The following is a 22,964-nucleotide window of genomic DNA, read 5'->3' as shown; positions in this document are numbered from 1 at the left end:
TATTAATGGATAAAATTTTTGATCATATGAAAACAAGGTTCATTTTAATGTGGGCTATTATCTCTTTTGTAATAATGATATTTATTTTGCCTTTATTATTCAAAGAAATTCCTAAAGATGTAAAGTTAAATATTGCTCTTATTATTTCAATTTATGCTATCCCTATGTTTTGGATTGGTTTTAAATTTAAAAGATATAATATCTCGTTTAAAACTTACTTGTCAAAACCATCTTCTTTTTCTTTTAGAAAAATTTTTGCATCAGCAATTATGACTATGCTTTTCGGATTAGGTATGTTATTGCTAATCGTAATACTATTTTCATTAATACCAAAGGGCACTTCGCTAGAGGATACAAACGAAGTAGTTAAAACACAAAGTATGTGGTTTATTTTAATGAAAGCTATAACTCTTTCTTTCATTGCTCCTGTTTGTGAAGAAATTTTGTTCAGAGGCTTTATTCTTAGTCGTTTTACGTATAAATTCGGAATAAAAAAAGCAGTTATATTCTCTTCCATCTGCTTCGGTGTTTTACATCTAAGCAATGTTTTTGGAACCACAATATTTGGGATTATTTCTTGTTTAATGTACTTGAAAACTAAAAGTTTATTACCTTCTATAATAGCTCACATGGTTAATAATATAATTGTAGCTTCAAGAGATATCTTTTCTGCTTTACAGTCTACAACTACAAGCACACCTTCAGCACAACCTGAATTAACTATCATTCTTTTAATGTCTATTGTGCTAATAACAATTGGATTAATGTGGATTATTCCTTTTATTAGAAGACATTCGAAACTATTAAGGTATGATAGTTTACCACCTTTGAAGTACACCACAACCTAATTAAAATTGTTATGATGTATAAAAATAGGAATAGAAGTTTTTGAGTAGTAAACGTAATCATTAGTAGTACAGAAAAGGATAGATAAGGCTAAAATGCCTTTATCTATCCTTTTCTATCACATATTATGTGAAGGATTTTTTGTTTTGGGGTTGATCTGTTTTCTTAGGTTGATGGGCATGAGGAGTTACCCCTTTATTAAAAGTTTGTCTATGAAATTCATGGAATGTCGTAAACACGGTCCGATTGTATAGTTTGTTCGTATTAATTAAATCTGTTAAATATTCAGGAAGAGCAGGCTTATCTTTGAAATTATTATATATAACAGAAGAAACGGGGCCATCTACTGCAACCATGCGCATATTTCCTGTATTTTTAGGATCGCGATACCAAACATCCAGATAAGGCATAGCTCCTTCTTGTTTTAAAAAATTCGTGCTAAACAATATGAGCTGTAACTTTTCTGTGGACACTAAACCGCTGCTTGAACTGTTAAACGTATCTTTTGCTTCTCGGGGTGTATGTACTTTCGCTTCATGAATTTCGTACTTTTTCTCTACATCTTCATTAAAAATAGGATTTACGTGATACACAATTAATTTTCCTTTTGCTTTTGCGTCAAAACCGTAAATTAATGAGATGGATTGTTTTTCTAAATCAAGCCGATCTTCACAACCTGCTAAAAAAATTATGAGAAAACAAAATATAATAAAACGAATAAAGCGTCTCATTTAAACTTTTCTCCTTTTCCAATGCTGATAAAGTGTCATGTATAAGAGAAATACAACCGGGAATAGAAAAACGATAAAATAACTAGCAGTTCCCCAAAATTCCCGCAACGCACTTATCTGATAAGAAGAAGGGATATAAAAGAATAAGATGAAAATACACCCGAATAATAAAAAATAAATAGGTAATGAACTCCCTTTTTTGTTAAGTAATTGATTAATTCCATCTGAAGCAGTGAAAATATAAGGAATACAGGAATCAAAAATAATAAAGAGATAAAATGATAAAAAGATAATTTCAAATCGCTCAAGAAATGAGAAGTGAAACGGTGTAACAAGAGAAAGAGTCGGCCATAAAAACTTTGTTATACCATCTGGACTAAAATAAATAAAAGAAACGAACGTGATTTGAAGATAAATAAATAACGTAATCAAATTCGCAATAATAATTCCTTTTTTTGCAGATGCTTTGTTAGTTAAATAAGGATAAAGGACAAATGCAAACTCGAATCCGAGAAACGCAATGATAGTTGATTTCACGGTGTTTAGAATTGGTAGCCATCCTTCCTTGATGAGAGGAAGAAGATATATAAAATGCCCATCTTTAAGAGGAATAAATAATAATAATGGCATCCAAAGTGTAAAGATGACAGTAAAAACAGCAAAGCGACTAATAATAAGTGCCCCTTTACATGCAAGCATAAGCATTGGAATGGATAACAAAATCATAATTAAAGACATAGGAGATCTAGGTAAAATCCAAATATGAATAACGTATAAGAGGGAAAAAATTAAGGAAACAGCTGCGAGTACAGCATATAAAATCCAAAAAATCATTACTACTCTTCCTAGCCATTTTCCAAGATAACGTATCAGCACATCAAGTAAAGTATATCCTGGATGTTTTTCCATGATTTTTACAATACATAGACTGACTAAAGTGGTAATGACACATCCGATAATAATAGACATCCAGCCATCTGTATTCGCTCCTTGTGCAACTTCACGCGGAAGTGTAAGTACGCCGAACCCGACTTGAACACCACTAATAGTTAAAATGTATTGAAATAAAGTGATCTCCCTCTTTGCACGTTTTGTCACTTATTCTCCTCCTTTTCCTCAACATCTCTTTGCCGGTTATCTTGTTTTAATTGTAGAGATAGTGGCCGTTTCTTCATAATTTTCCATGGGAAACGTACAAGGGTATCTTTTAAATCCGAAGCATATGACGGAGAAAAAGGACTACCATATGGCACACCAAGTGATTCCATAGAAAGAATATGGATGATAATAATTGCCATTCCAACCATAATTCCAATGACGCCAAATAAAGAGGCGGCTATCATCATTGGGAATCGAAGAAGCCGAATTCCTGCTGACATTTCTAAGTTGGGAATAATGAAAGAGGCAACCGCAGTAATTGATACGACGATAACCATAACGTTACTAACAATCCCAGCTTGAACCGCAGCTTGTCCAATTACAATTCCTCCTACGACGCCGATTGTTTGTCCAACAGGTCCAGGGAGCCGAATCGCTGCTTCTCGGAGCATTTCGAGAACTAATTCCATTAATAAAGCTTCTAATATGGGGGGGAAAGGAATTTTGGCTCGAGATTCTCCAATCGTTAACAACAATTTGAGCGGAATCACTTCATAATGGAAGGAAATCATAGCAATATAAAGAGCAGGAGCAAATATTGCAATAAATAGCCCAGTGAAACGAAGGAGTCGTATAAAAGATGGAATCATAGGTCTGAAGCTGTAATCATCTATCGTCTGGAAAAAGGATGAAAAGGTCATAGGTCCTATTAATACGCCTGGTGAGCGATCTACAATAACGGCAATTCGCCCATCTAGAATATGATGTGCTGTTGTGTCAGGACGTTCAGTTATTGATAATTGCGGAAAGAGAGTAAAGGAATTATCTTCAACAAACCCCTCTAATTCACCAGTAGTAAGAATCGCATCAACTTTTACTGACTCGATACGGGATGCCATTTCTTTTACGACATTTTCGTTCGCAACATCTGCTAGATAAAGCAAAAAAACCTTTGAAGTAGCTCGTTCACCAACAGTGAATTCCTTCACTTTCAATTCGCGATTTGGAATATATCGACGAATAAGTGCAAGGCTGTCGCTCGCTACTTCATTAAATCCTTCGTGTGAGCTTTTTATGGAGCTCTCTGTTGTAGGTTCTTCAATACTCCTTTTTGGTGCCGCTTGCGTATCAAGCTCTAAAGCGGATAGTTGCGCGTTTATAAATAAAATACTTTTGCCGTGTAAAAGAGATTGTTCAATGTCTGTCCACTGTTGAACTTTTTTTATATTTCCGATAGAAACAGAAGCTTCCCAAAAATCGTCTTCATTCCACTCTTTAAATAAGAGAGGACGAAGAATGTTTACGTTAATAACAGTTTTGTCTACAAGTCCTTCCATATATATAAGTGCAGCTTCCTGTCCGTTTTTTAATGGAAAAGTGCGTGTTATTAATTCTGGAATACCGCTAAACAGTTTGAACAAGTGCTTTAAATTAAGGGAAAGGGAAGAAGAGATAGATTTATTTAATGCGTAATCAGCTTGCTCTTGGGTAGAAAAAGATTTTTCACCACGAATCCATTTATTAAAAGACCCCATTTGTTCGCTTACTCCTTGTTATGTTTTATATGGGTTATTATGGATAGTTACAAGCTGACATATGCGTAGTTTAAATTTTATATTGTATATTTTTAACTTTAACGCTATAATTATAGTGTTAAAGATGGAATCGTGATATGACCTGTTATGACTCTATCGTTTTATTTATGAATAAATGGATTGGTATTTTAGCAAGATGTGCTAATAAACTACTCCACCATGATAATAACGTGCCGAAATGTGGTGCGTATATTTTCGTGGTGGAGTTTTTTTATTCTCAAAAAGGGGGAAAGACCATGAATAACAACATGGTTCATATTACAATTGACGGAAAAAAGTATACAGCGGAGCCCGGTTCAACGATATTAGGTGTTATTAATGAGAACGGGATTGAACATCCGCAAATTTGTTATGTGCCAGAGGTAGATCCTATTCAAACATGTGACACTTGTATTGTAGAAGTTGACGGAAAGTTAATGCGTTCTTGTTCGACGATAGCAACGGAAGGTATGAGCATTGAACGTGCTTCTGTTCGCGCAAAAGAAGCACAAACAGAGGCGATGGATCGGTTACTAGAAAATCATTTATTATACTGTACAGTATGTGACAACAACAATGGGAACTGTAAACTGCATAATACAGCAGAATTAATGGAAATTGAACATCAAAAATATCCGTATGAACCGAAAGTAGATGTAAGTGAAGTTGATATGACGCATCCGTTTTATCGCTATGATCCTAATCAATGTATTGCATGCGGTCAATGCGTTGAGGTGTGTCAAAACTTACAAGTAAATGAAACGTTATCGATAGACTGGGAAGCGGAACGCCCACGAGTTATTTGGGATGAAGGAGTAAATATTAATGATTCTTCATGCGTTAGCTGTGGTCAATGTGTAACGATTTGTCCTTGTAACGCTTTAATGGAGAAAACGATGCTCGGTGAAGCTGGATTTATGACGGGATTGAAACCAGATATTCTTGAACCGATGGTAGATTTAATTAAAGAAGTTGAGCCTGGATATAGCGGTATTTTTGCGGTATCAGAAGTGGAAGCGGCCATGCGTGATACTCGTACGAAGAAAACGAAAACAGTATGTACATTTTGTGGTGTAGGTTGTTCGTTTGAAGTGTGGACGAAGGGGCGTAAAATCCTTAAAGTACAGCCATCTTCAGATGCACCAGTTAACGCAATTTCCACTTGTGTAAAAGGGAAATTTGGTTGGGATTTCGTAAATTCTAAAGAACGAATAACAAAACCTTTAATTCGTAAAAATGGAACGTTTGTTGAATCTACATGGGAAGAAGCACTGAATGTAGTTGCAAATAAATTAGGTGCTATTAAAGAAGAGTACGGTAAAGGTTCTATCGGATTTATTTCTTCCTCTAAAATTACAAATGAAGACAATTATGTAATTCAAAAATTAGCTCGACAAGTATTTGGAACGAATAATATTGATAACTGCTCACGTTATTGCCAATCACCAGCAACGGATGGTTTGTTCCGTACAATTGGTATGGGCGGTGATGCCGGAACGATTAAAGATATTGCGCAATCTGGTCTTGTTATTATTGTAGGATGTAATCCGACAGAAGGGCATCCTGTTCTAGCTACACGTATTAAACGTGCACATAAATTACACGGACAAAAGTTAATTGTAGCTGATCTTCGTAAAACCGAAATGGCAGAGCGATCAGATGTCTTTATTAGTCCAAAACAAGGAACAGATCAAGTTTGGTTAATGGCTGTTACGAAATATATGATCGATCAAGGTTGGCATGATCAGGAATTTATTAATGAGAATGTAAACTTCTTTGAAGATTTCAAAGAAAGCCTAGAAGAATATACACTTGAATATGCAGAAGAAGTAACAGGTATTTCAAAAGAAACACTTATTCAAATGGCTGAAATGATTCGTGATGCAGATGGTACATGTATCCTTTGGGGTATGGGGGTAACGCAAAATACAGGTGGTTCTGATACTTCCGCTGCAATTTCAAACTTACTTCTTGCAACAGGGAACTATCGTCGTCCAGGAGCAGGTGCATACCCACTTCGAGGTCACAATAACGTACAAGGTGCTTGTGATATGGGGACTTTACCAGGATGGCTTCCAGGATATCAGCACGTTACTAACGAAATGGAACGTGCGAAATTTGAAACTGCTTACGGAGTGAAAATTGATAGTGAACCAGGTCTTAATAATATTGAAATGCTTCACGCAATTGACGAAGGAAAAATGAAAGCAATGTATCTTGTCGGAGAAGATATGGCTCTTGTAGATTCTAATGCAAATCATGTACATGAAGTGTTATCGAGCCTTGATTTCTTCGTTGTGCAAGATGTTTTCCTTTCTAAAACTGCTCAATATGCAGATGTTGTATTACCAGCAGCGCCATCTCTTGAGAAAGAAGGTACTTTCACAAATACAGAGCGCCGTGTCCAAAGATTATATCAAGTTCTTCCTACGCTAGGAGATGCGAAACCAGACTGGTGGATCGTCCAGGAAGTTGCGAATAAACTAGGTGCAAACTGGAATTATAGCCACCCAAGTGAAATCTTTGCTGAGATGGCAAGTTTATCACCATTGTTCTCGCAAGCGAACTATGAAGTGCTTGAAGGATGGAACAGTTTCCATTGGGGAAGTTTTGATGGAACGAATACACCACTTCTGTTCCAAGACGGATTTAACTTCCCAGATAAAAAAGCTCGTTTTGCGATTGCTGACTGGGTACGTCCAGCTGAATTTCCAGCTGAGTTTGACCTTCACATAAACAACGGTCGTATGCTTGAGCATTTCCATGAAGGGAATATGACAAATAAATCAACAGGTATTCAAACGAAAGTACCTGGTGTTTTCGTTGAAATCTCTCCAGACCTTGCAAAAGAACGTGGCGTAAAAACAGGTTCGTTAGTTCGTCTTGTCTCTCCTTTTGGAGCATTAAAATTACGTGCACTCGTTACAGATCGTGTAAAAGCGAATGAGTTATATTTACCGATGAACTCTACAGATAACGAAACGGCAATTAATTTCTTAACAGGTCCTGCTGTGGATGTACGTACGAATACACCTGCGTATAAACAAACGAAAGTACGTATGGAAGTATTAGAAGTTGAGGGCGAAAATCCGATGCCAAAAGCGAACCCACGTAATAAAAAACGTCACCCTCAAGCTGGAATTGAGGTACATCGTAAGTGGGCACGTCCAGGGTATGTGCATTTAACGGATAAGTAGGAGGAGAAAACTATGGCTACACCTATAAAAATGATTCAAAAACAAGAATTAACTGAGGAAGAAATAAAACAGCAAAAGTTAGATGATTTAAAAGAGCTTCTAACTAATAATGAAGAAGCTCTAAATCAGATGTTTAATATAGTAGGGGAATTAAATGACATTGGAATGCTAGAAGCTGCAAATTCAATGCTAAAAGCGAAAGAACCAATTGCGAAAATTGTTCTAGGTCAAGTAACTCGTGAGCCTGTTACAAATTTAATTAATAATATGATGGGTGCTGCAGGTGCGTTAACTGAACTTGACCCAGAACTTACGAAAAAGCTTATAGGTAGTTTATTAGTCGGACTAGAAGAAGGTAATGAACATCTAGAAAGTAATAAAAAAGTAGGGGTATTCGATCTTATGAAAGTATTGAAAGACCCAGATATTAACCGTGCTATCGGGTTTGGGCTTCATTTCTTAAAAGGTATGGGTAAAGGGTTAAAAGACGAATAAACTTCATGAAGTGAACCTTTCCGCCCAAATATTTGTACGAAATAGTTTGGGCGGAAGGCTCATTTTGGTAAAATATATAATAAAGTAAAATGAGGCTTTTGGGAGGTATAATTGTATGTCAAAAAAAGTACATGAATTTAATGATATGATACGAAAACTTCGAAAGGAACTTTTTGGAAAAGGACCAGAACGAATTCATACTGTTTTTGCGGAAAATATGGCTATAGCGACTCTTTATGGAAACTTAACACCTACTGAAAAATTTATTTCAAGTACGATGGACGGTGCGGAAATGGTTCATATGGCTAGAACGAAAATGATTCAAGAAGTGTATGCTGCGAATTCCCGTGAACATTTGGAGGAACTTGTTGGAGCGAAATTAGTGAATTTGTTTTCGGATATGAAAGTAGAAGAAGATATTGCAGTTTCTGTATTTGTTTTTGATAAAAATATAACGTGAGAGAAGGATACTGATCGTGAAACCGATACAGGTAGAAAGAGAAATCTTTCGTTATGAACAAGGAGCATTTAAGCATATAGAGGACAGCATTGTAACAGAGTTTCCTGTCACCATTAAAATGAACGGACAGGAGTTTGTTACAATGGTTAGTACTCCAGAATATATAGAAGATATGGTAATAGGCTTCTTAGCGTCTGAAGGAATCATTCGGAAGTATGAAGATATTGATAGTGTATGGGTGCAGGAGAAAGAAGGATTTGTGCATGTAATAACGACAAAAGTAAATCCGTATTATGAACAAATGCAAAATAAACGCTATATTACGTCTTGTTGTGGTATGAGTAGGCAAGGGTTTGTTTTTGCAAATGATGCACTAAGTGCAAAAAAAATGAAGGGTGTCCATGTACAGGTTGCGGCAGAGGATTGTTTTCGGTTAATGAAAGAAATGCAGCAATCTGCGGATACGTTTCATCATACTGGCGGGGTTCATAATGCAGCGTTATGTGATGTGAATGGTATTATTTTAAGCCGAATGGATATTGGTAGGCATAATGCACTAGACAAAATTTACGGTTATTGTTTAAGAAACGATATTTCTATAAAAGATAAAATCATTGTTTTTAGTGGTCGTATTTCTTCGGAAATATTATTGAAAGTTGCAAAAATCGGTTGTGAAATTATACTATCAAAATCAGCTCCAACTGAGTTAGCTTTGCAACTAGCAGAAGATTTAGGTATTACGACAATAGGATTTATTCGTAATCACTCCTTAAATGTATATACCCATCCAGAACGTGTTTTAAATATAAAATAAAAGTGAGGCAATGAAGATGAAATCAGTTACATTAGACAAGTTGCAACGTCCGTTAAAGGATTTACGTATTTCAGTTACTGATCGCTGTAATTTTCGCTGTCGATATTGTATGCCAGAAGAAATATTTGGTCCTGATTACTCGTTTTTGTCTAATGATAAAATTTTATCTTTTGATGAAATTGAAAGGATAACACGTATTTTCGTTTCTTTAGGTGTGAGAAAATTACGGATTACAGGCGGAGAACCGTTACTTCGAAGAGGGCTTCCAAAGCTTATTGAGCGCCTTAATAAAATTGATGGTGTAGAAGATATCGGTTTAACAACCAATGGATCGTTACTTAAAAAGTTTGCTCCTGATTTATATAAGGCGGGGCTATCACGTGTGACAGTTAGTTTAGATTCCTTAGAAGAAGAGCGGTTTTTCTATTTAAATGGTAATAGGAGCAAAGTGCAAAGGGTTCTGGAAGGAATACAGGCAGCAGCTGAAGTTGGAATGAAAATTAAAATAAACATGGTCGTTCAAAAGGGAAAAAACGAACAGGACATTTTGCAAATGGCGCAATACTTTAAGGAAAATAAGTATATTCTTCGTTTTATTGAGTATATGGACGTTGGAAATTATAATGGTTGGGATTTAAAAGAGGTCGTCTCTAAACAAGAAATAGTAGATACGATTCATCAAGTTATGCCGTTAGAACGGATAGAAGCAAATTATTCTGGTGAAGTGGCTACTAGGTATCGTTATATAGGAAGCGATGAGGAAATAGGTATTATTTCATCAGTAACAGATTCTTTTTGCTCATCATGTACGAGAGCTCGTATTTCTGCAGAAGGAAAATTATATACTTGCTTATTTGCTTCTAAAGGAAATGATTTAAGAGAATTGCTTCGTTCTGAACATACAGATGAGGACATTAAAGATTTAGTATGCGATATATGGAATAATAGGGAAGATCGTTATTCAGATGAACGCTTAAATCATACAAATAAGAAAACAATGCCTAAAATTGAAATGTCACATATCGGTGGTTAATATATAAAGCTAGCGTCATAGTGAAAAATGGAAAATTTACAAGAGTTGTGGATTTTCTATTTTATAGTAAAAGTGATGATTGATATCTCTGTAAAAGATGTGCAGAGAAATTAAGCAGCATTCAAAAACCTTTATTTTGAGGAGGTTTTTTGAAGCTGCTTTTTTATTTGGAGAAAATGGAGGAATGGGTAATGGCATTTCATAAGCCGGAACAAATTGCTGAGCTTGTCATTGAGGCCGGTGTTCAAAAAGTAAGACAGACATTGCCAGCGATGCTTATTCTCGGTTTTTTAGGAGGAGCGTTTATTGCAATAGGTTTTTTACTTAACATTCGAGTTTTAGGGAATTTACCTGAGCGCTGGGGAAGTCTAGTGAATGTTTTAGGAGGAGCAGTATTTCCTGTTGGACTCATGCTCGTAGTATTAGCAGGAGGAGAATTAATTACGGGAAATATGATGTCACTGTCTATGGCGCTTTATGCAAAGAAAATTACATTGATAAGTGTACTGAATAACTGGGTTTGGATTACTCTCATGAATTTTATTGGGGCAATTTTCGTTGCGTATTGCTTTGGACATCTTGGCGGATTAACAGAGGGAGAGTATTTAAATAAAACGGTAGCGATAGCGGAAGGGAAGTTACATGAATCATTTGGGAGAACTTTAATTTTAGCAATTGGTTGTAATTGGCTCGTCTGTCTTGCTCTTTGGCTCGCTTACGGGACGAGTGATTTTGTCGGAAAAATCATCGGAATTTGGATTCCAATTATGGCATTTGTAGTGATTGGATTTCAGCAAGTAGTAGCAAATATGTTTGTCATTTCCGCTGTTATTTTTGCTGGTCATCTAACGTGGATGGATCTGGCTAAAAATTTTGTTCCTGTTTTTATCGGAAATGTAATTGGAGGAGCTGGGTTTGTTGGTTTTGCTTACTTTGCTTGTTATCAGAAACAACATTCTAATATGAAATAGAGTTCTTGAGAGGAAGGGGATGTAATGGCTGATCGGTATTCACGACAACAGTTGTTCAAACCAGTTGGGAGTAAAGGACAAGAAAAAATTCGAAATAAACATGTGTTAATTGTAGGGGCAGGCGCATTAGGAAGTGCAAGTGCCGAAAGTTTCGTACGTGCAGGTGTTGGCAAGTTGACGATTATTGATCGTGACTACGTTGAATGGAGTAATTTACAAAGGCAACAATTGTACTCTGAACAAGATGCGAGAGAGAAAATGCCGAAAGCAATTGCTGCAAAAAATCGGTTAGAACAAATTAATTCGGAAGTACAAATACATGCTTTCGTAATGGATGCAACTTCAGAAAATATGGAAGGTCTATTAAAAAATGTAGATGTAATCATTGATGCAACAGATAATTTTGATATTCGATTTGTAATAAATGATTTATCACAAAAACATAATATTCCGTGGGTATATGGTTCTTGCGTTGGATCGTATGGTATGAGTTATACAATTATTCCGCAAGAGACACCGTGTTTACATTGTATGCTTAAAAATATTCCTGTTACAGGTGTGACATGTGATACCGCTGGAATTATTAGCCCGACTGTTCAAATCGTCGCAGCATATCAAGTGGCAGAAGCACTCAAAATTTTAGTGGAAGATTTCTCAGCAATTAGAAAAACATTTTTCATGTTTGATATATGGAGTAATCAAAATCATTTTATAAAATTAGGGAAAATAAAAACAGACGCTTGTCTCTCATGCGGTTCAAATCGAACTTATCCTTATTTATCATACGAAAATCAAACGAAAGCAGCTGTTTTATGCGGAAGAAATACAGTTCAAATTAGAACAGTAGACAATAGGAAATACAATTTTGATGATATAGAAAAAGTATTACAAAAACTGGGAAAATTAGATCGGAATCCGTATTTACTATCTTGCCAATTCGATGATTACCGCGTGGTTGTTTTTCGAGATGGTCGTGTTTTTATTCATGGTACAAATGATATTTCGAAAGCGAAACAACTATATTATCGCGTATTCGGTTAATAGAGAGGGTGTCAACAATGGAAAGAAGAGTGCCAATTACGGTTGAAGAAGCTGTTCGTAAAGTGATGGGATTTGCTGATAAAGGCTTAAAGGAGCTATTACCAATTGAATTAGCTTATGGACGTATATTAGCGGAGGATTTAGTAGCTGACCATGATGTACCGTCATTTAATCGTTCGCCGTATGACGGATTTGCTATTCGAGCAGAAGATACTAATTTAGCAAGTTATGAAACGCCAATTGTATTTGAAGTAGTGGGTGAAATTGGTGCAGGATCGCTATTCCATGAGAAAGTAGTTCCGTTTCAAGCAGTTCGAATTATGACGGGAGCACAAATTCCGAATGGGTGTGATGCGGTTGTTATGTTAGAGCTGACTCGTCAATATGAGAAGAATGGCAACAATTATATGGAAGTGAAGCGATCATTCAAAAAGGGCGACAATATTTCTTTTCAAGGTGAAGATGCTCGTAAAGGAACGGTTCTTGCAAAGAAAGGATCGTACATTAATCCAGGTATTTCAGCTCTTCTTGCTACATTCGGTTATAGTGAAGTACCAGTTGCGAGAAAGCCTGTAATTGGACTGTTAGCGACTGGGAGTGAATTACTGGATGTTAATGATTCATTACAGCCAGGGAAAATCCGAAACAGTAATACGTACATGATATTGTCTCAAATTCGAAGAGCGGGCGGAAGAGTAAAATATTTTGGGAAGTTTAGTGATGATTTTAATACGTGTTTTACAGCTGTGAAAGAAGCGCTTGGCCAAGTAGATATGTTAATTACAACGGGCGGTGTATCAGTAGGAGATTATGATTATTTACCAGCTATTTACGAAAAGTTAGGTGCATCTGTTCTTTTTAATAAAGTTGCAATGCGACCAGGAAGTGTTACGACTGTAGCACAATTAAATGGCAAGTTATTATTTGGTTTATCAGGAAATCCATCAGCTTGTTACGTAGGGTTTGAATTATTCGTAAGACCGTGTATTCGGACGTATATGTTTAGTGAAAAAGTACATTTAAAAAGAGAAAAAGCGTTATTAGGAGAAGATTTTCTAAAACCGAATCCATTTATAAGATTTGTACGAGCAAAATTGCAATATGATGAGGGGAAATTAATCGCTTATCCATCAGGGTTTGATAAATCTAGCTCAGTTTCTTCATTGGCAGAATCCAACGCGTTTATCGTATTGCCGGGCGGGACAAGAGGATATAAAAAAGATATGTTTGTCGATGTTCTTTTATTAGAAGATAACGAAGGTAGTGAATGGCCTTGGACATTTCATAAAGTGAGAGGTGGTTTTAATGGAACAAGTGCTATTTAAGATTGTAGATAATCCGATTTTAGTTGAAGAAGTAACGAATAAAGTCGCAAGAAGAGAAGCAGGTGCGATTACAACATTTATTGGTACGGTGAGAGAATTAACAAAAGGAAAACGAACGCTACATTTAGAGTATGAAGCATATAAACCGATGGCAGTAAAACAACTTATGAGAATTGGAGAAGAAATTAGTGAAAGATGGCCGGATACAAAAGTAGCAATTACGCACCGTGTAGGGCGGCTAGAAATAATGGATATTGCGGTAGTCATTGCAGTTTCATCACCGCATCGTAAAGTAGCTTATGAAGCGAATGAGTACGCGATTGAACGTATAAAACGAATTGTTCCAATTTGGAAAAAAGAATTTTGGGAAGATGGAACGATGTGGATTGGAGATCAACTTGAAAATACACCATATCCAGAAGGAAAACCAAAGAAGGAAGAATGAGAAAATGATTATAATTTTATTGTTTGCAAATTTGCGTGAGGAAGTTGGATCGGATCGATTAGTGATTTCAGAAAAGCAAGAAATGACAGTGCAACAATTAAAAGAATGGCTCAAAGCCAGCTATTGTTTACAATCGTTGGATAAAGTGATGGTCGCTGTTAACGAAGAGTTTGTAATGAATGAAGAGATGATAAAAGCTGGAGATATAGTCGCATTAATCCCGCCTGTTAGCGGTGGATGATAAGCTTTTTCACCAGATGAAGCGCCAAGAAAATGTTGTATATAAATTAGAATAAGAGAAGGGATGAGTTCTATGCTTACTCAAGAACAAATAATGAATGCATTAAAACATGTAGAGGATCCAGAGTTACACAAAAGTGTTGTAGAATTAAATATGGTTAGAAATATACAAATGAACGGAACAGAGGTTAAACTTGAAGTAGTACTAACAATCCAAGGTTGTCCGTTAAAAGCAAAAATTCAACAAGATATTGAAGAATCACTTCACGCAATTGGTGCCTCTAAAGTGGAGGTAACATTTGGTTCTATGACACAAGAAGAACGTACAGCTTTAACAGAGAAATTAAAGAAAAATACTAGAACAGAAACTGGTATGCCGAGCATGCTTCGCCCGGATTCAGGAGTACGTTTTATTACTGTAACGAGCGGAAAAGGCGGAGTTGGAAAATCAACGGTGACAATTAATCTTGCAACTGCACTAGCGCGTATGGGCAAAAAAGTGGGGATATTAGATGCAGATATATATGGTTTTAGTATTCCAGCTATGATGGAAACGAATAAGAAACCAACGATGATTGATCAAACGGCAATTCCAGTCATTAGTCACGGTGTTAAAATCATGTCGATGGGATTTTTTACAGAAGGAAATAACCCAGTTATGTGGCGCGGACCGATGCTAAATAAATGGATTCGAAATTTTCTTGCGAATACGCACTGGGGAGAATTAGATTATTTATTACTTGATTTACCACCAGGTACAGGAGATGTTGCGATCGATGTTGCAGCGATGATTCCGCAAGCGAAAGAAATAATTGTTACAACTCCGCACAATGTAGCTTCATTCGTTGCTTCAAGAGTCGGTGTAATGGCAAAACATACGAAGCATGAGATTTTAGGTATTGTGGAAAATATGGCTTATTATGAAGAACAAGATGGATCGAAAAATTATCTCTTCGGAAAAGGCGGTGGCGAAATGCTTGCAGAACAATTGCAAACAGAAGTAATTGCCCAAATACCTTTTGCGAAACGTGAAGAAAATAATGGTTCATCTGTATATGATGAAGATTCTCTTGTTGGAGAAGTGTTTACATCGTTAGCTGAGGATATTATTTATAGAGGATAGAGGGGGAAGTTTAGTATGGCATGTAACATTGATCATTCTATTGAAGATGTGATGAATAAGCTTGAAAGTCAAAAGAGTTTTTTACCTGAAGAGATTTTTAAAGGGGTAAAAAATTTTTTACAAGGTAATCACTCACAAGAAATATTAAATGATGTATTTCATCTTTTAAAAAAGTATGACTTAGTAAGTGAAGAAGAAAGAGAGACGAGAGATACTCAATTATTGTTGATTATAAAATAAGTATACTTTGGCTTTTGTTTTGTAACTGAAGGGGTAAATGGAATGGATATGAAAAAGATGATTGAAATGTTAGAAGCAACAAAAGTGACTAAAGAAGAATTATCAATTTCTACTTTACATCAAGAGCTTGTGAAGTTATATAGTCAAAAAAATGTTGCTCATTATACCGAGTTATTAAAGTATATTTTATCATTATCCGTGCAGCTCAACCTACATCTTGTATTGAAATATTTTGGCGTGCGACCGGTTGTTGCGACAGATGAGCGTATGCAATTTCAAGAGATATTTAAATGCTTAGCTAAGAAAGATGAGAATGGGGAATGGTTTTTAAATTTCGTTTCTTTATATGTAGGGTTAATTATGGTTCTTCATTTTGATGAGAAGGAGATTGAGGGAAGTTTTTTCGATGATATGGTAGTGGATGAATGTAATGAAATATAAGATTCTGCACATAACATTTTTCAATATTAAATGCTTTAACTGCGATTTTAGTTGGTTATGTAAATATGAAGGTAACTAATTAAGAAAAAGGAATGAAACTAGTTGGATAAAAAGAGTTCTTCAGTTGTTTCCGTCGTTTTTTCGTGTTACTATTAATCGAATTTTTCATAAGGAGAGAAAGCGATGAAATGGATTTATTTTCTTATTATTAACGTTATAGCTTTTAGCCTTATGGGGCTTGATAAACGAAAAGCAAAGAAGAAACAGTGGAGAACGCCAGAAAGTACGTTGTTTTTATCGGCGGCAGCTGGGGGAGCAGTTGGAGCTTGGATCGGAATGTATATGTTTCATCATAAAACTCATAAAAAGAAATTTGTTTTCGGCATACCGTTACTTGTTGTGATAACGGTATGTTTATTATTCGTTGTATGAGAAATGTCGAAAGAAATGCAGATTGATTATTGGTAAAGTGAGCATGTGAGACCGTATAATGGAGAAAAAATGAGAAGAGGAGAAAAAGGAAGATGGGGAGTCAATCAGCAGAGCAAAAAAAGGGGATACTATATGCGGCTGGTGCTTATACGATGTGGGGAATACTACCAATCTATTGGAAATGGGTTGAGGAAGTTCCAGCAGATGAAATATTAGCACACCGCATCGTTTGGGCGTTTGTTTTTATGTTACTCGTATTAGGTGTTACGAAGAGGTTTCGCCAGTTTATTGGGGAATTTGTGAATCTTTTTAAACGACCTAAATTATTAATGTCATTAACAATAGCTTCAGTCTTGATTAGCGGAAACTGGTTTGTTTATATATGGGCCGTTAATCATAATCATGTTATTGAAGCGAGTCTTGGCTATTATATTAATCCGCTTATTAGTATTTTACTTGGTACAGTCGTTTTAAAGGAAAAGTTAAACTTCTGGCAATATGTTGCAGTTGGTTTAGCTGGAGTGGGGGTTATCATTTTAACAGTACGTTTCGGATCTATTCCGTGGGTTTCTCTTTCACTTGCCTTTTCATTTGGATTATATGGATTAACGAAAAAATTGTTAAACTATGATGCGACAATTGGACTTACGATGGAAACGATGTTAGTGACGCCGTTTGCGATTATTTATCTAGTAATGACAGGAGTACATGGTTTCGGCTCATTTGGCTCTATCTCAATGTTATCGACATTACTATTAATAGGAGCGGGTATTGTTACAGCTCTACCACTTTTTTATTTTGCAAAAGGAGCCCAACTTATTCCGCTTTATATGGTAGGTTTTTTACAATATATTGCACCAACAATTAGCTTAATTTTAGGTGTATTCGTATTTGGTGAACATTTCACATCTACTCATATGATTGCATTTTTCTGTATATGGGTTGCATTATTTGTATTCTCGGTAGCGAAGACTAAGTTTTTAGTGCAGAAACAACCGAAATTTATAAAAAATAAATCAGCAAAAGTATCATAATGCGTAGTATTTTCTACGCATTTTTCTTTATACTGATACTATATAGGATTTCCATTATAGCTAGTAAGGAGCTGAGAACATGGAAACAATTTTACATAATGATCCGCTTATGGCAGCTGTAATTTCATGGTTTTTAGCACAATTAACGAAAGTAGTCTTTAAATTAGTTAAAACAGGTGAATTTGATTTTGCAAAGTTTTTTGCTTCAGGTGGGATGCCAAGTTCTCATGCTTCAACAGTTACAGCGCTTGCTACAGGAGTTGGAGTAGTGGAAGGTGTGGAAAGCTCGATGTTTGCGGTTGCTACTATTTTTGCCATTATTGTTATGTATGATGCTTCAGGAGTAAGGCTTGCAGTAAGTAAACAAGCAAAAATATTGAATGACTTTTTTCACGGTAGAGAAACAGAATATAAGAATTTAAATGAACTTGTTGGGCATACACCGTATGAAGTAGTAGTCGGTGCTTTATTAGGAATTATTGTCGGAGTAGGGTATTGTTTATGAGCAGAACATTTTATATGTTCTGCTTTTCTTTGTTTTTATACATATTCAGCTACCTTTTTGAATATCGTTATACGGATTTCGAAAGGGTGGGTGAGTAACTTGTTATTATATGAAAAAGTGCATAAAGAAATAGCGAGAAGAACAACTGCACTTCAAACAATGCAACGGCAAGATGGTACGTGGCGGTTTTGTTTTGAAGGAGCTCCATTAACAGATTGCCATATGATTTTTTTATTAAAATTATTAGGTAGAGATAAAGAGATAGAACCGTTTGTGAAAAGATTAGCATCACTTCAAACAAATGAAGGAACATGGAAATTGTATGAAGATGAGGTGGGAGGTAATTTATCAGCTACAATTCAATCTTATGCCGCCTTACTTGCATCGGAAAAATATACAAAAGAAGATGCGAATATGAAGCGAGCGGAAATGTTTATAAATGAGCGAGGTGGGGTAGCACGTGCTCATTTTATGACGAAGTTTTTATTAGCGATTCATGGAGAATATGAATATCCTTCTCTTTTTCATTTGCCAACACCAATTATGTTTCTGCAGAATGATTCCCCTCTCAGTATATTTGAATTGAGTAGCTCAGCACGTATTCATTTAATTCCGATGATGTTGTGTTTAAATAAAAGATTTCGAGTAGGGAAAAAGTTATTGCCAAATTTAAATCACATTGCAGGCGGGGGCGGAGAATGGTTTCGAGAGGATCGGTCTCCAGTTTTTCAAACGTTAGTAAGTGACGTGAAGAAAATTATAACGTATCCACTTTCTTTGCATCATAAAGGATATGAGGAAGTAGAACGTTTTATGAAAGAGCGTATTGATGAAAATGGAACATTATATAGCTACGCAACTGCCTCGTTTTATATGATTTATGCTTTACTTGCATTAGGACATTCTATTCAATCACCAATTATTAAGAAGGCTATAATGGGAATTACATCTTATATATGGAAGATGGAGAGAGGGAGCCATTTGCAAAACTCTCCGTCAACTATATGGGATACAGCCTTACTCAGTTATGCTTTGCAAGAAGCTCAAGTTCCGAAAGCAAGTAAAGTGATTCAAAATGCATCAGCGTATTTATTAAGAAAACAGCAAACAAAGAAAGTAGATTGGAGTGTACATGCACCGGATCTCTTCCCAGGTGGTTGGGGCTTTTCGGATGTGAATACGACGATTCCCGATATTGATGATACAACTGCTGTGTTAAGAGCATTGGCGCGAAGTAGAGGGAACGAAAATGTAGATAATGCTTGGAAGCGAGCAGTTAATTGGGTTAAAGGATTGCAAAACAATGATGGTGGTTGGGGAGCTTTTGAAAAAGGGGTAACGAGCCGTATATTAGCAAATTTACCAATCGAAAATGCAAGTGATATGATTACAGACCCTTCTACACCAGATATTACAGGGAGAGTGCTAGAGTTTTTCGGGACGTATGCACAAAACGAATTGCCTGAGAAACAAAAACAAAGTGCGATAAATTGGTTAATGAATGCACAAGAGGAAAATGGATCGTGGTATGGGAAATGGGGAATTTGTTATATATATGGTACGTGGGCAGTGTTGACTGGTTTACGGTCACTAGGAATACCATCTAGCGATCCATCATTGAAACGAGCAGCTTTATGGCTTGAACATATACAGCATGAAGATGGTGGCTGGGGAGAATCTTGCCACAGTAGTGTGGAGAAAAGGTTCGTTACTTTACCATTTAGTACACCATCCCAAACAGCATGGGCTTTAGATGCCCTCATTTCTTACTATGATAAAGAAACGTCAGTTATTCGAAAAGGTATTTCATATTTGCTCTCCAACCCTTATATAAATGAAAAATATCCTACTGGAACAGGTTTACCAGGTGGGTTTTATATTCGTTATCATAGTTATGCTCATATATATCCGTTGCTTACTTTGGCTCATTATGCAAAAAAATATAGAAAATAAACCGAGAGATGTCTCTCGGTTTATTTTGTTGGGTAGTAGGTCCCTTTTGAAAAGAATAAGGTTGTGATGTACCTTATTTTTCGGTTGGTTGGCGCTTTTGACGTGCATCAGCGGCATTTGCACGTGCGTTTGCTTCTAAGTCATTGTGGTCAGCGAGTTCGCGAGAGAACTCAACATCAATGCCATCAGTTGCTTTGCTTTGTTTGAAATTCTTTTTATTCATTCGACACAATCTCCTTGCACTTTATCCCGCATAACGGGTAGTAAAACCCCCACCTTAAAACTCAGATGGAACAAAGAAGCTAGGTGGGAGATTAACTGTCCGTAAATGCCCGATTGGTGAGGGCTGATAATCAGTGGGGGATGAACAAACTTCCCACTAATTAAAGTTTCACTTTATGCGACGTTGCAAAGTTAGTTTGACACAAATAGACTTTTTTATACAAAGAGGAGTTGGAAAGTAAAAAGCCGAAATATACAGTATAAGTAATAGAAATGGGGGATAGGAATGGAGTTTTTAAATGGGAAAACAGCTGTTGTAACAGGAGCTGCACAGGGAATTGGAAAAGAGATTGCAAAGGTTTATGCAAAGCTAGGGGCGAAAGTATTAATTAGCGATGTAAATGAAGAGAAGCTACAAAAAACGACACGTGAGTTATCAGATGAAGGATATGAAGTGTGCTCATATCGATGTGATGTGAGTAATCAAAATGAAGCAAAGTCGTTAATTGAATATGCAGTTCAAAAATTTGGTACATTACATATTTTGGTGAATAATGCTGGAATTACAAGAGACGCAATGTTACATAAAATGGAGAAATCTGCTTGGGAACAAGTATTACAAGTGAATTTAACTGGTGTTTTTTATTGTATGCAACCAGCACTTCTTTATATGAGACAACAAGGATATGGAAGAATTATTAATATTTCTTCTATAAGTAGAGAGGGGAATATTGGACAGGCAAATTATGCTGCAACGAAAGCTGGAGTTGTAGGATTAACAAAAACAGCAGCGAAAGAAGTTGGAAGTTTCGGTATTACTTGTAATGCGATTTGTCCGGGGTTTATGGATACAGATATGACCAAAACGATACCAGATAAAGTGAAAGAAAAGATGGTTGGCGCTATTCCAGTTGGTAGAATTGGAACGCCAGAAGATATTGCGAACGCAGCAGCCTTTTTAGCATCAGAATACGCATCTTATATTACAGGTGAAGTATTAAATGTGAGCGGAGGACTGCAAGTTTAAAGGAATACATAATGAAAAGAACCTGACCGGATAGGTCAGGTTCTTTCTCATTAATTTAAGTTAAGCCAAACGCTCTTTACTTCTGTATAGTTATTTAATGCATAAGATCCCATTTCACGGCCAAGACCAGATTGTTTAAATCCTCCAAATGGAGATGCTGCATCAAACACGTTATAACAGTTTACCCACACTGTACCTGCACGTACTTTACTTGCAACATAGTGTGCTGTTTTAACATTTTCTGTCCACACACCAGCCGCTAAGCCGAATTGTGATTTATTTGCACGTTCAATTACTTCATCAATATCGTTAAATGGTATTGCAGAAATAACTGGACCGAAAATTTCTTCTTTTGCGATCGTCATTTCATCATTTACGTCAGCGAATACTGTAGGAGAAACGAAGTAGCCTTGATCGAATGGATTACTTCCTCCGCAAAGTACTTCAGCGCCTTCTTCAATCCCTTTTTCAATGTAGCCCATTACACGTTTTTGTTGTTCTTCAGAAACGAGAGGACCAATTGTCGTTTCAGGGTTAAGACCGACACCTTGATTTAGTTTTTTAGAATAGAGGACGAGATCAGCCATGACATTATCATACATTTTCTTCGGAACAAATAAGCGTGATCCAGCAGAGCATACTTGTCCTTGGTTAAACATAACACCAGAAAGTGCACCAGGAATCGCGCGAGATAAATCAGCATCCGGCAAGATGATATTTGGTGATTTACCGCCTAACTCAAGTGTAACGCGTTTTAATGATTCGGATGCTTGTCGCATAATTTGTTTACCGACAGGAGTAGAACCGGTAAATGCAATTTTATCAACGAGTGGATGATTAACGAGAGCTTGTCCAGCTGATTCACCGAATCCAGGTACGATATTAATAACACCTTTCGGGAATCCAGCTTCTTCAATTAATTCAGCTAAGTATAGAGCAGATAGTGGAGTTTGTTCTGCAGGTTTTAAAACGATTGTACATCCTGTAGCAAGCGCTGCTCCCATTTTCCACATTGCCATAAGAAGCGGGAAGTTCCAAGGAATAATTTGACCAACGACACCGACAGCTTCATGGCGTGTATAGTTAAAGTAATCACCGGAAACAGGAATTGTTTGACCAACGATTTTCGTAGCCCAGCCAGCGTAATAGCGCATATGCTCAATTGCAAGTGGGATGTCTGCTGCCATTGTTTCACGGATTGGCTTTCCGTTATCTAATGTTTCGAGCTGTGCAAGCTCTTCTTTATGTTCTTCCATTAAATCAGCTAACTTGTACATGAGACGGCTTCGCTCAGCAGTGCTCATACGAGACCAAGGACCTTCGTCAAAAGCCATACGAGCTGCGACTACAGCTTTATGAATATCTTCGCGACCAGCTTCAGAAACGACGGCAAGTGTTTCACCAGTTGCTGGGTTAGGTGTTTTAAATGTTTTACCGGAAGCGCTTTCAATGAAAGATCCATTCACATATAACTTTTTTGTACCTTGAAGAAACTTCTCTACCTTTTCATGAAGATTTACAGCTAGTTGACTCATTGTATAACCCCCTTGAAAATATAATGTAAACGCAGTACGAGACGGCGCTTATTCCGAAATCAAGGATGTGGAAACTAGATGGAAAGCCTCTAATTAAAATCATAATTAAGAAATACTGAAAATTCAAATTTCATTTGTGTTACAATTGTAAAAAATATGTAATGTAAGAGAATCTTCTATAT

At 36.4% G+C, this 22,964-nt stretch carries 23 protein-coding genes and 1 pseudogene; 19 read left to right on the top strand and 5 right to left on the bottom strand.

Annotated features, from left to right (window positions below):
• Positions 1–5 precede the first annotated feature (5 nt).
• Positions 6–848 carry a type II CAAX endopeptidase family protein gene (locus tag MHB52_RS18625; RefSeq protein ID WP_061663572.1) on the top strand — a complete coding sequence of 281 codons (843 nt, stop codon included), beginning with the start codon at positions 6–8 and terminating at the stop codon, positions 846–848.
• 159 nt (positions 849–1,007) lie between these two features.
• Here the strand turns inward: MHB52_RS18625 and MHB52_RS18620 are convergent.
• The 3 genes and pseudogenes from MHB52_RS18620 to MHB52_RS18610 form a co-directional block, all read right to left on the bottom strand.
• Positions 1,008–1,577 (bottom strand): annotated as a pseudogene (locus MHB52_RS18620) (Ger(x)C family spore germination protein); the annotation flags it as partial.
• Entirely contained in the window at positions 1,578–2,675 is a 1,098-nt protein-coding gene (locus MHB52_RS18615; protein WP_016118450.1) for an endospore germination permease, read from the bottom strand.
• The gene (locus MHB52_RS18610) at positions 2,672–4,210 is read right to left on the bottom strand and encodes a spore germination protein (protein ID WP_061663850.1); all 1,539 of its coding nucleotides are present in this window, start codon (positions 4,208–4,210) and stop codon (positions 2,672–2,674) included. Before MHB52_RS18610 ends, MHB52_RS18615 begins: the two co-directional genes overlap by 4 nt.
• Positions 4,211–4,506: 296 nt before the next feature.
• On the opposite strand from MHB52_RS18610, the gene fdhF reads away from it, so the two are divergent.
• From fdhF to MHB52_RS18525, 17 genes are all read left to right on the top strand, one after another.
• Positions 4,507–7,446, top strand: coding sequence for a formate dehydrogenase subunit alpha (gene fdhF / locus MHB52_RS18605; protein WP_033694191.1), 2,940 nt, complete (start codon positions 4,507–4,509; stop codon positions 7,444–7,446).
• A 12-nt stretch (positions 7,447–7,458) separates the two neighbouring features.
• The gene (locus MHB52_RS18600; protein ID WP_061663849.1) at positions 7,459–7,941 is read left to right on the top strand and encodes a DUF1641 domain-containing protein; all 483 of its coding nucleotides are present in this window, start codon (positions 7,459–7,461) and stop codon (positions 7,939–7,941) included.
• A gap of 115 nt (positions 7,942–8,056) precedes the next feature.
• A complete protein-coding gene (locus MHB52_RS18595; RefSeq protein WP_000039582.1) occupies positions 8,057–8,401 on the top strand; it encodes a DUF2294 domain-containing protein in 345 nt (114 codons plus the stop codon).
• A gap of 16 nt (positions 8,402–8,417) precedes the next feature.
• On the top strand, positions 8,418–9,215 hold the full coding sequence (fdhD, locus tag MHB52_RS18590) for a formate dehydrogenase accessory sulfurtransferase FdhD (protein WP_000802684.1): 798 nt from the start codon (positions 8,418–8,420) through the stop codon (positions 9,213–9,215).
• 16 nt (positions 9,216–9,231) lie between these two features.
• Positions 9,232–10,248: a GTP 3',8-cyclase MoaA gene (gene moaA, locus MHB52_RS18585; RefSeq protein ID WP_061663848.1), complete on the top strand. Its 1,017-nt coding sequence runs from the start codon at positions 9,232–9,234 to the stop codon at positions 10,246–10,248.
• A 191-nt stretch (positions 10,249–10,439) separates the two neighbouring features.
• The gene (locus MHB52_RS18580; RefSeq protein WP_000863998.1) at positions 10,440–11,219 is read left to right on the top strand and encodes a formate/nitrite transporter family protein; all 780 of its coding nucleotides are present in this window, start codon (positions 10,440–10,442) and stop codon (positions 11,217–11,219) included.
• Positions 11,220–11,243: 24 nt separating this feature from the next.
• Positions 11,244–12,260, top strand: coding sequence for a molybdopterin-synthase adenylyltransferase MoeB (locus MHB52_RS18575; RefSeq protein WP_061663847.1), 1,017 nt, complete (start codon positions 11,244–11,246; stop codon positions 12,258–12,260).
• A 17-nt stretch (positions 12,261–12,277) separates the two neighbouring features.
• Positions 12,278–13,585, top strand: a complete 1,308-nt coding sequence (locus MHB52_RS18570; protein WP_061663846.1) for a molybdopterin molybdotransferase MoeA — start codon at positions 12,278–12,280, stop codon at positions 13,583–13,585.
• Positions 13,566–14,030, top strand: coding sequence for a molybdopterin synthase catalytic subunit MoaE (gene moaE, locus MHB52_RS18565; RefSeq protein WP_061663845.1), 465 nt, complete (start codon positions 13,566–13,568; stop codon positions 14,028–14,030). The genes MHB52_RS18570 and moaE overlap by 20 nt, the downstream gene beginning before the upstream one ends.
• 4 nt (positions 14,031–14,034) lie before the next feature.
• Positions 14,035–14,271 (top strand): molybdopterin converting factor subunit 1, encoded by a 237-nt coding sequence (gene moaD, locus MHB52_RS18560; protein ID WP_000583943.1) that lies wholly within the window; start codon positions 14,035–14,037, stop codon positions 14,269–14,271.
• Positions 14,272–14,343: 72 nt separating this feature from the next.
• Positions 14,344–15,393 carry a P-loop NTPase gene (locus MHB52_RS18555; protein ID WP_061663844.1) on the top strand — a complete coding sequence of 350 codons (1,050 nt, stop codon included), beginning with the start codon at positions 14,344–14,346 and terminating at the stop codon, positions 15,391–15,393.
• 15 nt (positions 15,394–15,408) lie between these two features.
• Positions 15,409–15,633, top strand: a complete 225-nt coding sequence (locus MHB52_RS18550) for a hypothetical protein (protein WP_000752379.1) — start codon at positions 15,409–15,411, stop codon at positions 15,631–15,633.
• Between the two features lie 42 nt (positions 15,634–15,675).
• Positions 15,676–16,074 (top strand): hypothetical protein, encoded by a 399-nt coding sequence (locus MHB52_RS18545; RefSeq protein ID WP_061663843.1) that lies wholly within the window; start codon positions 15,676–15,678, stop codon positions 16,072–16,074.
• Between the two features lie 183 nt (positions 16,075–16,257).
• The gene (locus MHB52_RS18540; protein WP_000871349.1) at positions 16,258–16,506 is read left to right on the top strand and encodes a DUF1294 domain-containing protein; all 249 of its coding nucleotides are present in this window, start codon (positions 16,258–16,260) and stop codon (positions 16,504–16,506) included.
• 92 nt (positions 16,507–16,598) lie between these two features.
• Positions 16,599–17,540: an EamA family transporter RarD gene (gene rarD, locus MHB52_RS18535; RefSeq protein ID WP_000535538.1), complete on the top strand. Its 942-nt coding sequence runs from the start codon at positions 16,599–16,601 to the stop codon at positions 17,538–17,540.
• Positions 17,541–17,619: 79 nt separating this feature from the next.
• Entirely contained in the window at positions 17,620–18,045 is a 426-nt protein-coding gene (locus MHB52_RS18530; protein WP_061663842.1) for a divergent PAP2 family protein, read from the top strand.
• Between the two features lie 99 nt (positions 18,046–18,144).
• Entirely contained in the window at positions 18,145–19,998 is a 1,854-nt protein-coding gene (locus MHB52_RS18525) for a terpene cyclase/mutase family protein (protein ID WP_016118442.1), read from the top strand.
• Positions 19,999–20,071: 73 nt separating this feature from the next.
• Here MHB52_RS18525 and MHB52_RS18520 read toward each other — a convergent pair whose 3' ends face one another.
• On the bottom strand, positions 20,072–20,221 hold the full coding sequence (locus tag MHB52_RS18520) for a YfhD family protein (RefSeq protein ID WP_001035813.1): 150 nt from the start codon (positions 20,219–20,221) through the stop codon (positions 20,072–20,074).
• A 285-nt stretch (positions 20,222–20,506) separates the two neighbouring features.
• On the opposite strand from MHB52_RS18520, the gene fabG reads away from it, so the two are divergent.
• A complete protein-coding gene (gene fabG, locus MHB52_RS18515; RefSeq protein WP_000395018.1) occupies positions 20,507–21,247 on the top strand; it encodes a 3-oxoacyl-ACP reductase FabG in 741 nt (246 codons plus the stop codon).
• A 50-nt stretch (positions 21,248–21,297) separates the two neighbouring features.
• Here the strand turns inward: fabG and dhaS are convergent, their stop codons facing one another.
• Positions 21,298–22,782: an aldehyde dehydrogenase DhaS gene (dhaS, locus tag MHB52_RS18510; RefSeq protein ID WP_000080279.1), complete on the bottom strand. Its 1,485-nt coding sequence runs from the start codon at positions 22,780–22,782 to the stop codon at positions 21,298–21,300.
• Between the last annotated feature and the right edge of the window lie 182 nt (positions 22,783–22,964).

Origin of the sequence: Bacillus sp. FSL K6-0073, from assembly GCF_038006085.1 — a bacterium.
Taxonomy (GTDB): Bacteria; Bacillota; Bacilli; order Bacillales; family Bacillaceae_G; genus Bacillus_A; species Bacillus_A cereus.
The sequence above is the reverse complement of the archived record's forward strand: the minus strand, read 5'-3'. Positions and strand labels throughout refer to the sequence as shown.

What these genes read in the sequence shown, in the direction of transcription:
- MHB52_RS18625 (WP_061663572.1), top strand. Translation starts at nt 6, where the DNA reads ATGGATAAAATTTTTGATCATATGAAAACAAGGTTCATTTTAATGTGG.
- MHB52_RS18610 (WP_061663850.1), bottom strand. Translation starts at nt 4,210, where the DNA reads ATGGGGTCTTTTAATAAATGGATTCGTGGTGAAAAATCTTTTTCTACC.
- fdhF (WP_033694191.1), top strand. Translation starts at nt 4,507, where the DNA reads ATGAATAACAACATGGTTCATATTACAATTGACGGAAAAAAGTATACA.
- MHB52_RS18600 (WP_061663849.1), top strand. Translation starts at nt 7,459, where the DNA reads ATGGCTACACCTATAAAAATGATTCAAAAACAAGAATTAACTGAGGAA.
- MHB52_RS18595 (WP_000039582.1), top strand. Translation starts at nt 8,057, where the DNA reads ATGTCAAAAAAAGTACATGAATTTAATGATATGATACGAAAACTTCGA.
- moaA (WP_061663848.1), top strand. Translation starts at nt 9,232, where the DNA reads ATGAAATCAGTTACATTAGACAAGTTGCAACGTCCGTTAAAGGATTTA.
- MHB52_RS18580 (WP_000863998.1), top strand. Translation starts at nt 10,440, where the DNA reads ATGGCATTTCATAAGCCGGAACAAATTGCTGAGCTTGTCATTGAGGCC.
- MHB52_RS18575 (WP_061663847.1), top strand. Translation starts at nt 11,244, where the DNA reads ATGGCTGATCGGTATTCACGACAACAGTTGTTCAAACCAGTTGGGAGT.
- MHB52_RS18570 (WP_061663846.1), top strand. Translation starts at nt 12,278, where the DNA reads ATGGAAAGAAGAGTGCCAATTACGGTTGAAGAAGCTGTTCGTAAAGTG.
- moaE (WP_061663845.1), top strand. Translation starts at nt 13,566, where the DNA reads ATGGAACAAGTGCTATTTAAGATTGTAGATAATCCGATTTTAGTTGAA.
- moaD (WP_000583943.1), top strand. Translation starts at nt 14,035, where the DNA reads ATGATTATAATTTTATTGTTTGCAAATTTGCGTGAGGAAGTTGGATCG.
- MHB52_RS18555 (WP_061663844.1), top strand. Translation starts at nt 14,344, where the DNA reads ATGCTTACTCAAGAACAAATAATGAATGCATTAAAACATGTAGAGGAT.
- MHB52_RS18550 (WP_000752379.1), top strand. Translation starts at nt 15,409, where the DNA reads ATGGCATGTAACATTGATCATTCTATTGAAGATGTGATGAATAAGCTT.
- MHB52_RS18545 (WP_061663843.1), top strand. Translation starts at nt 15,676, where the DNA reads ATGGATATGAAAAAGATGATTGAAATGTTAGAAGCAACAAAAGTGACT.
- MHB52_RS18540 (WP_000871349.1), top strand. Translation starts at nt 16,258, where the DNA reads ATGAAATGGATTTATTTTCTTATTATTAACGTTATAGCTTTTAGCCTT.
- rarD (WP_000535538.1), top strand. Translation starts at nt 16,599, where the DNA reads ATGGGGAGTCAATCAGCAGAGCAAAAAAAGGGGATACTATATGCGGCT.
- MHB52_RS18530 (WP_061663842.1), top strand. Translation starts at nt 17,620, where the DNA reads ATGGAAACAATTTTACATAATGATCCGCTTATGGCAGCTGTAATTTCA.
- MHB52_RS18520 (WP_001035813.1), bottom strand. Translation starts at nt 20,221, where the DNA reads ATGAATAAAAAGAATTTCAAACAAAGCAAAGCAACTGATGGCATTGAT.
- fabG (WP_000395018.1), top strand. Translation starts at nt 20,507, where the DNA reads ATGGAGTTTTTAAATGGGAAAACAGCTGTTGTAACAGGAGCTGCACAG.
- dhaS (WP_000080279.1), bottom strand. Translation starts at nt 22,782, where the DNA reads ATGAGTCAACTAGCTGTAAATCTTCATGAAAAGGTAGAGAAGTTTCTT.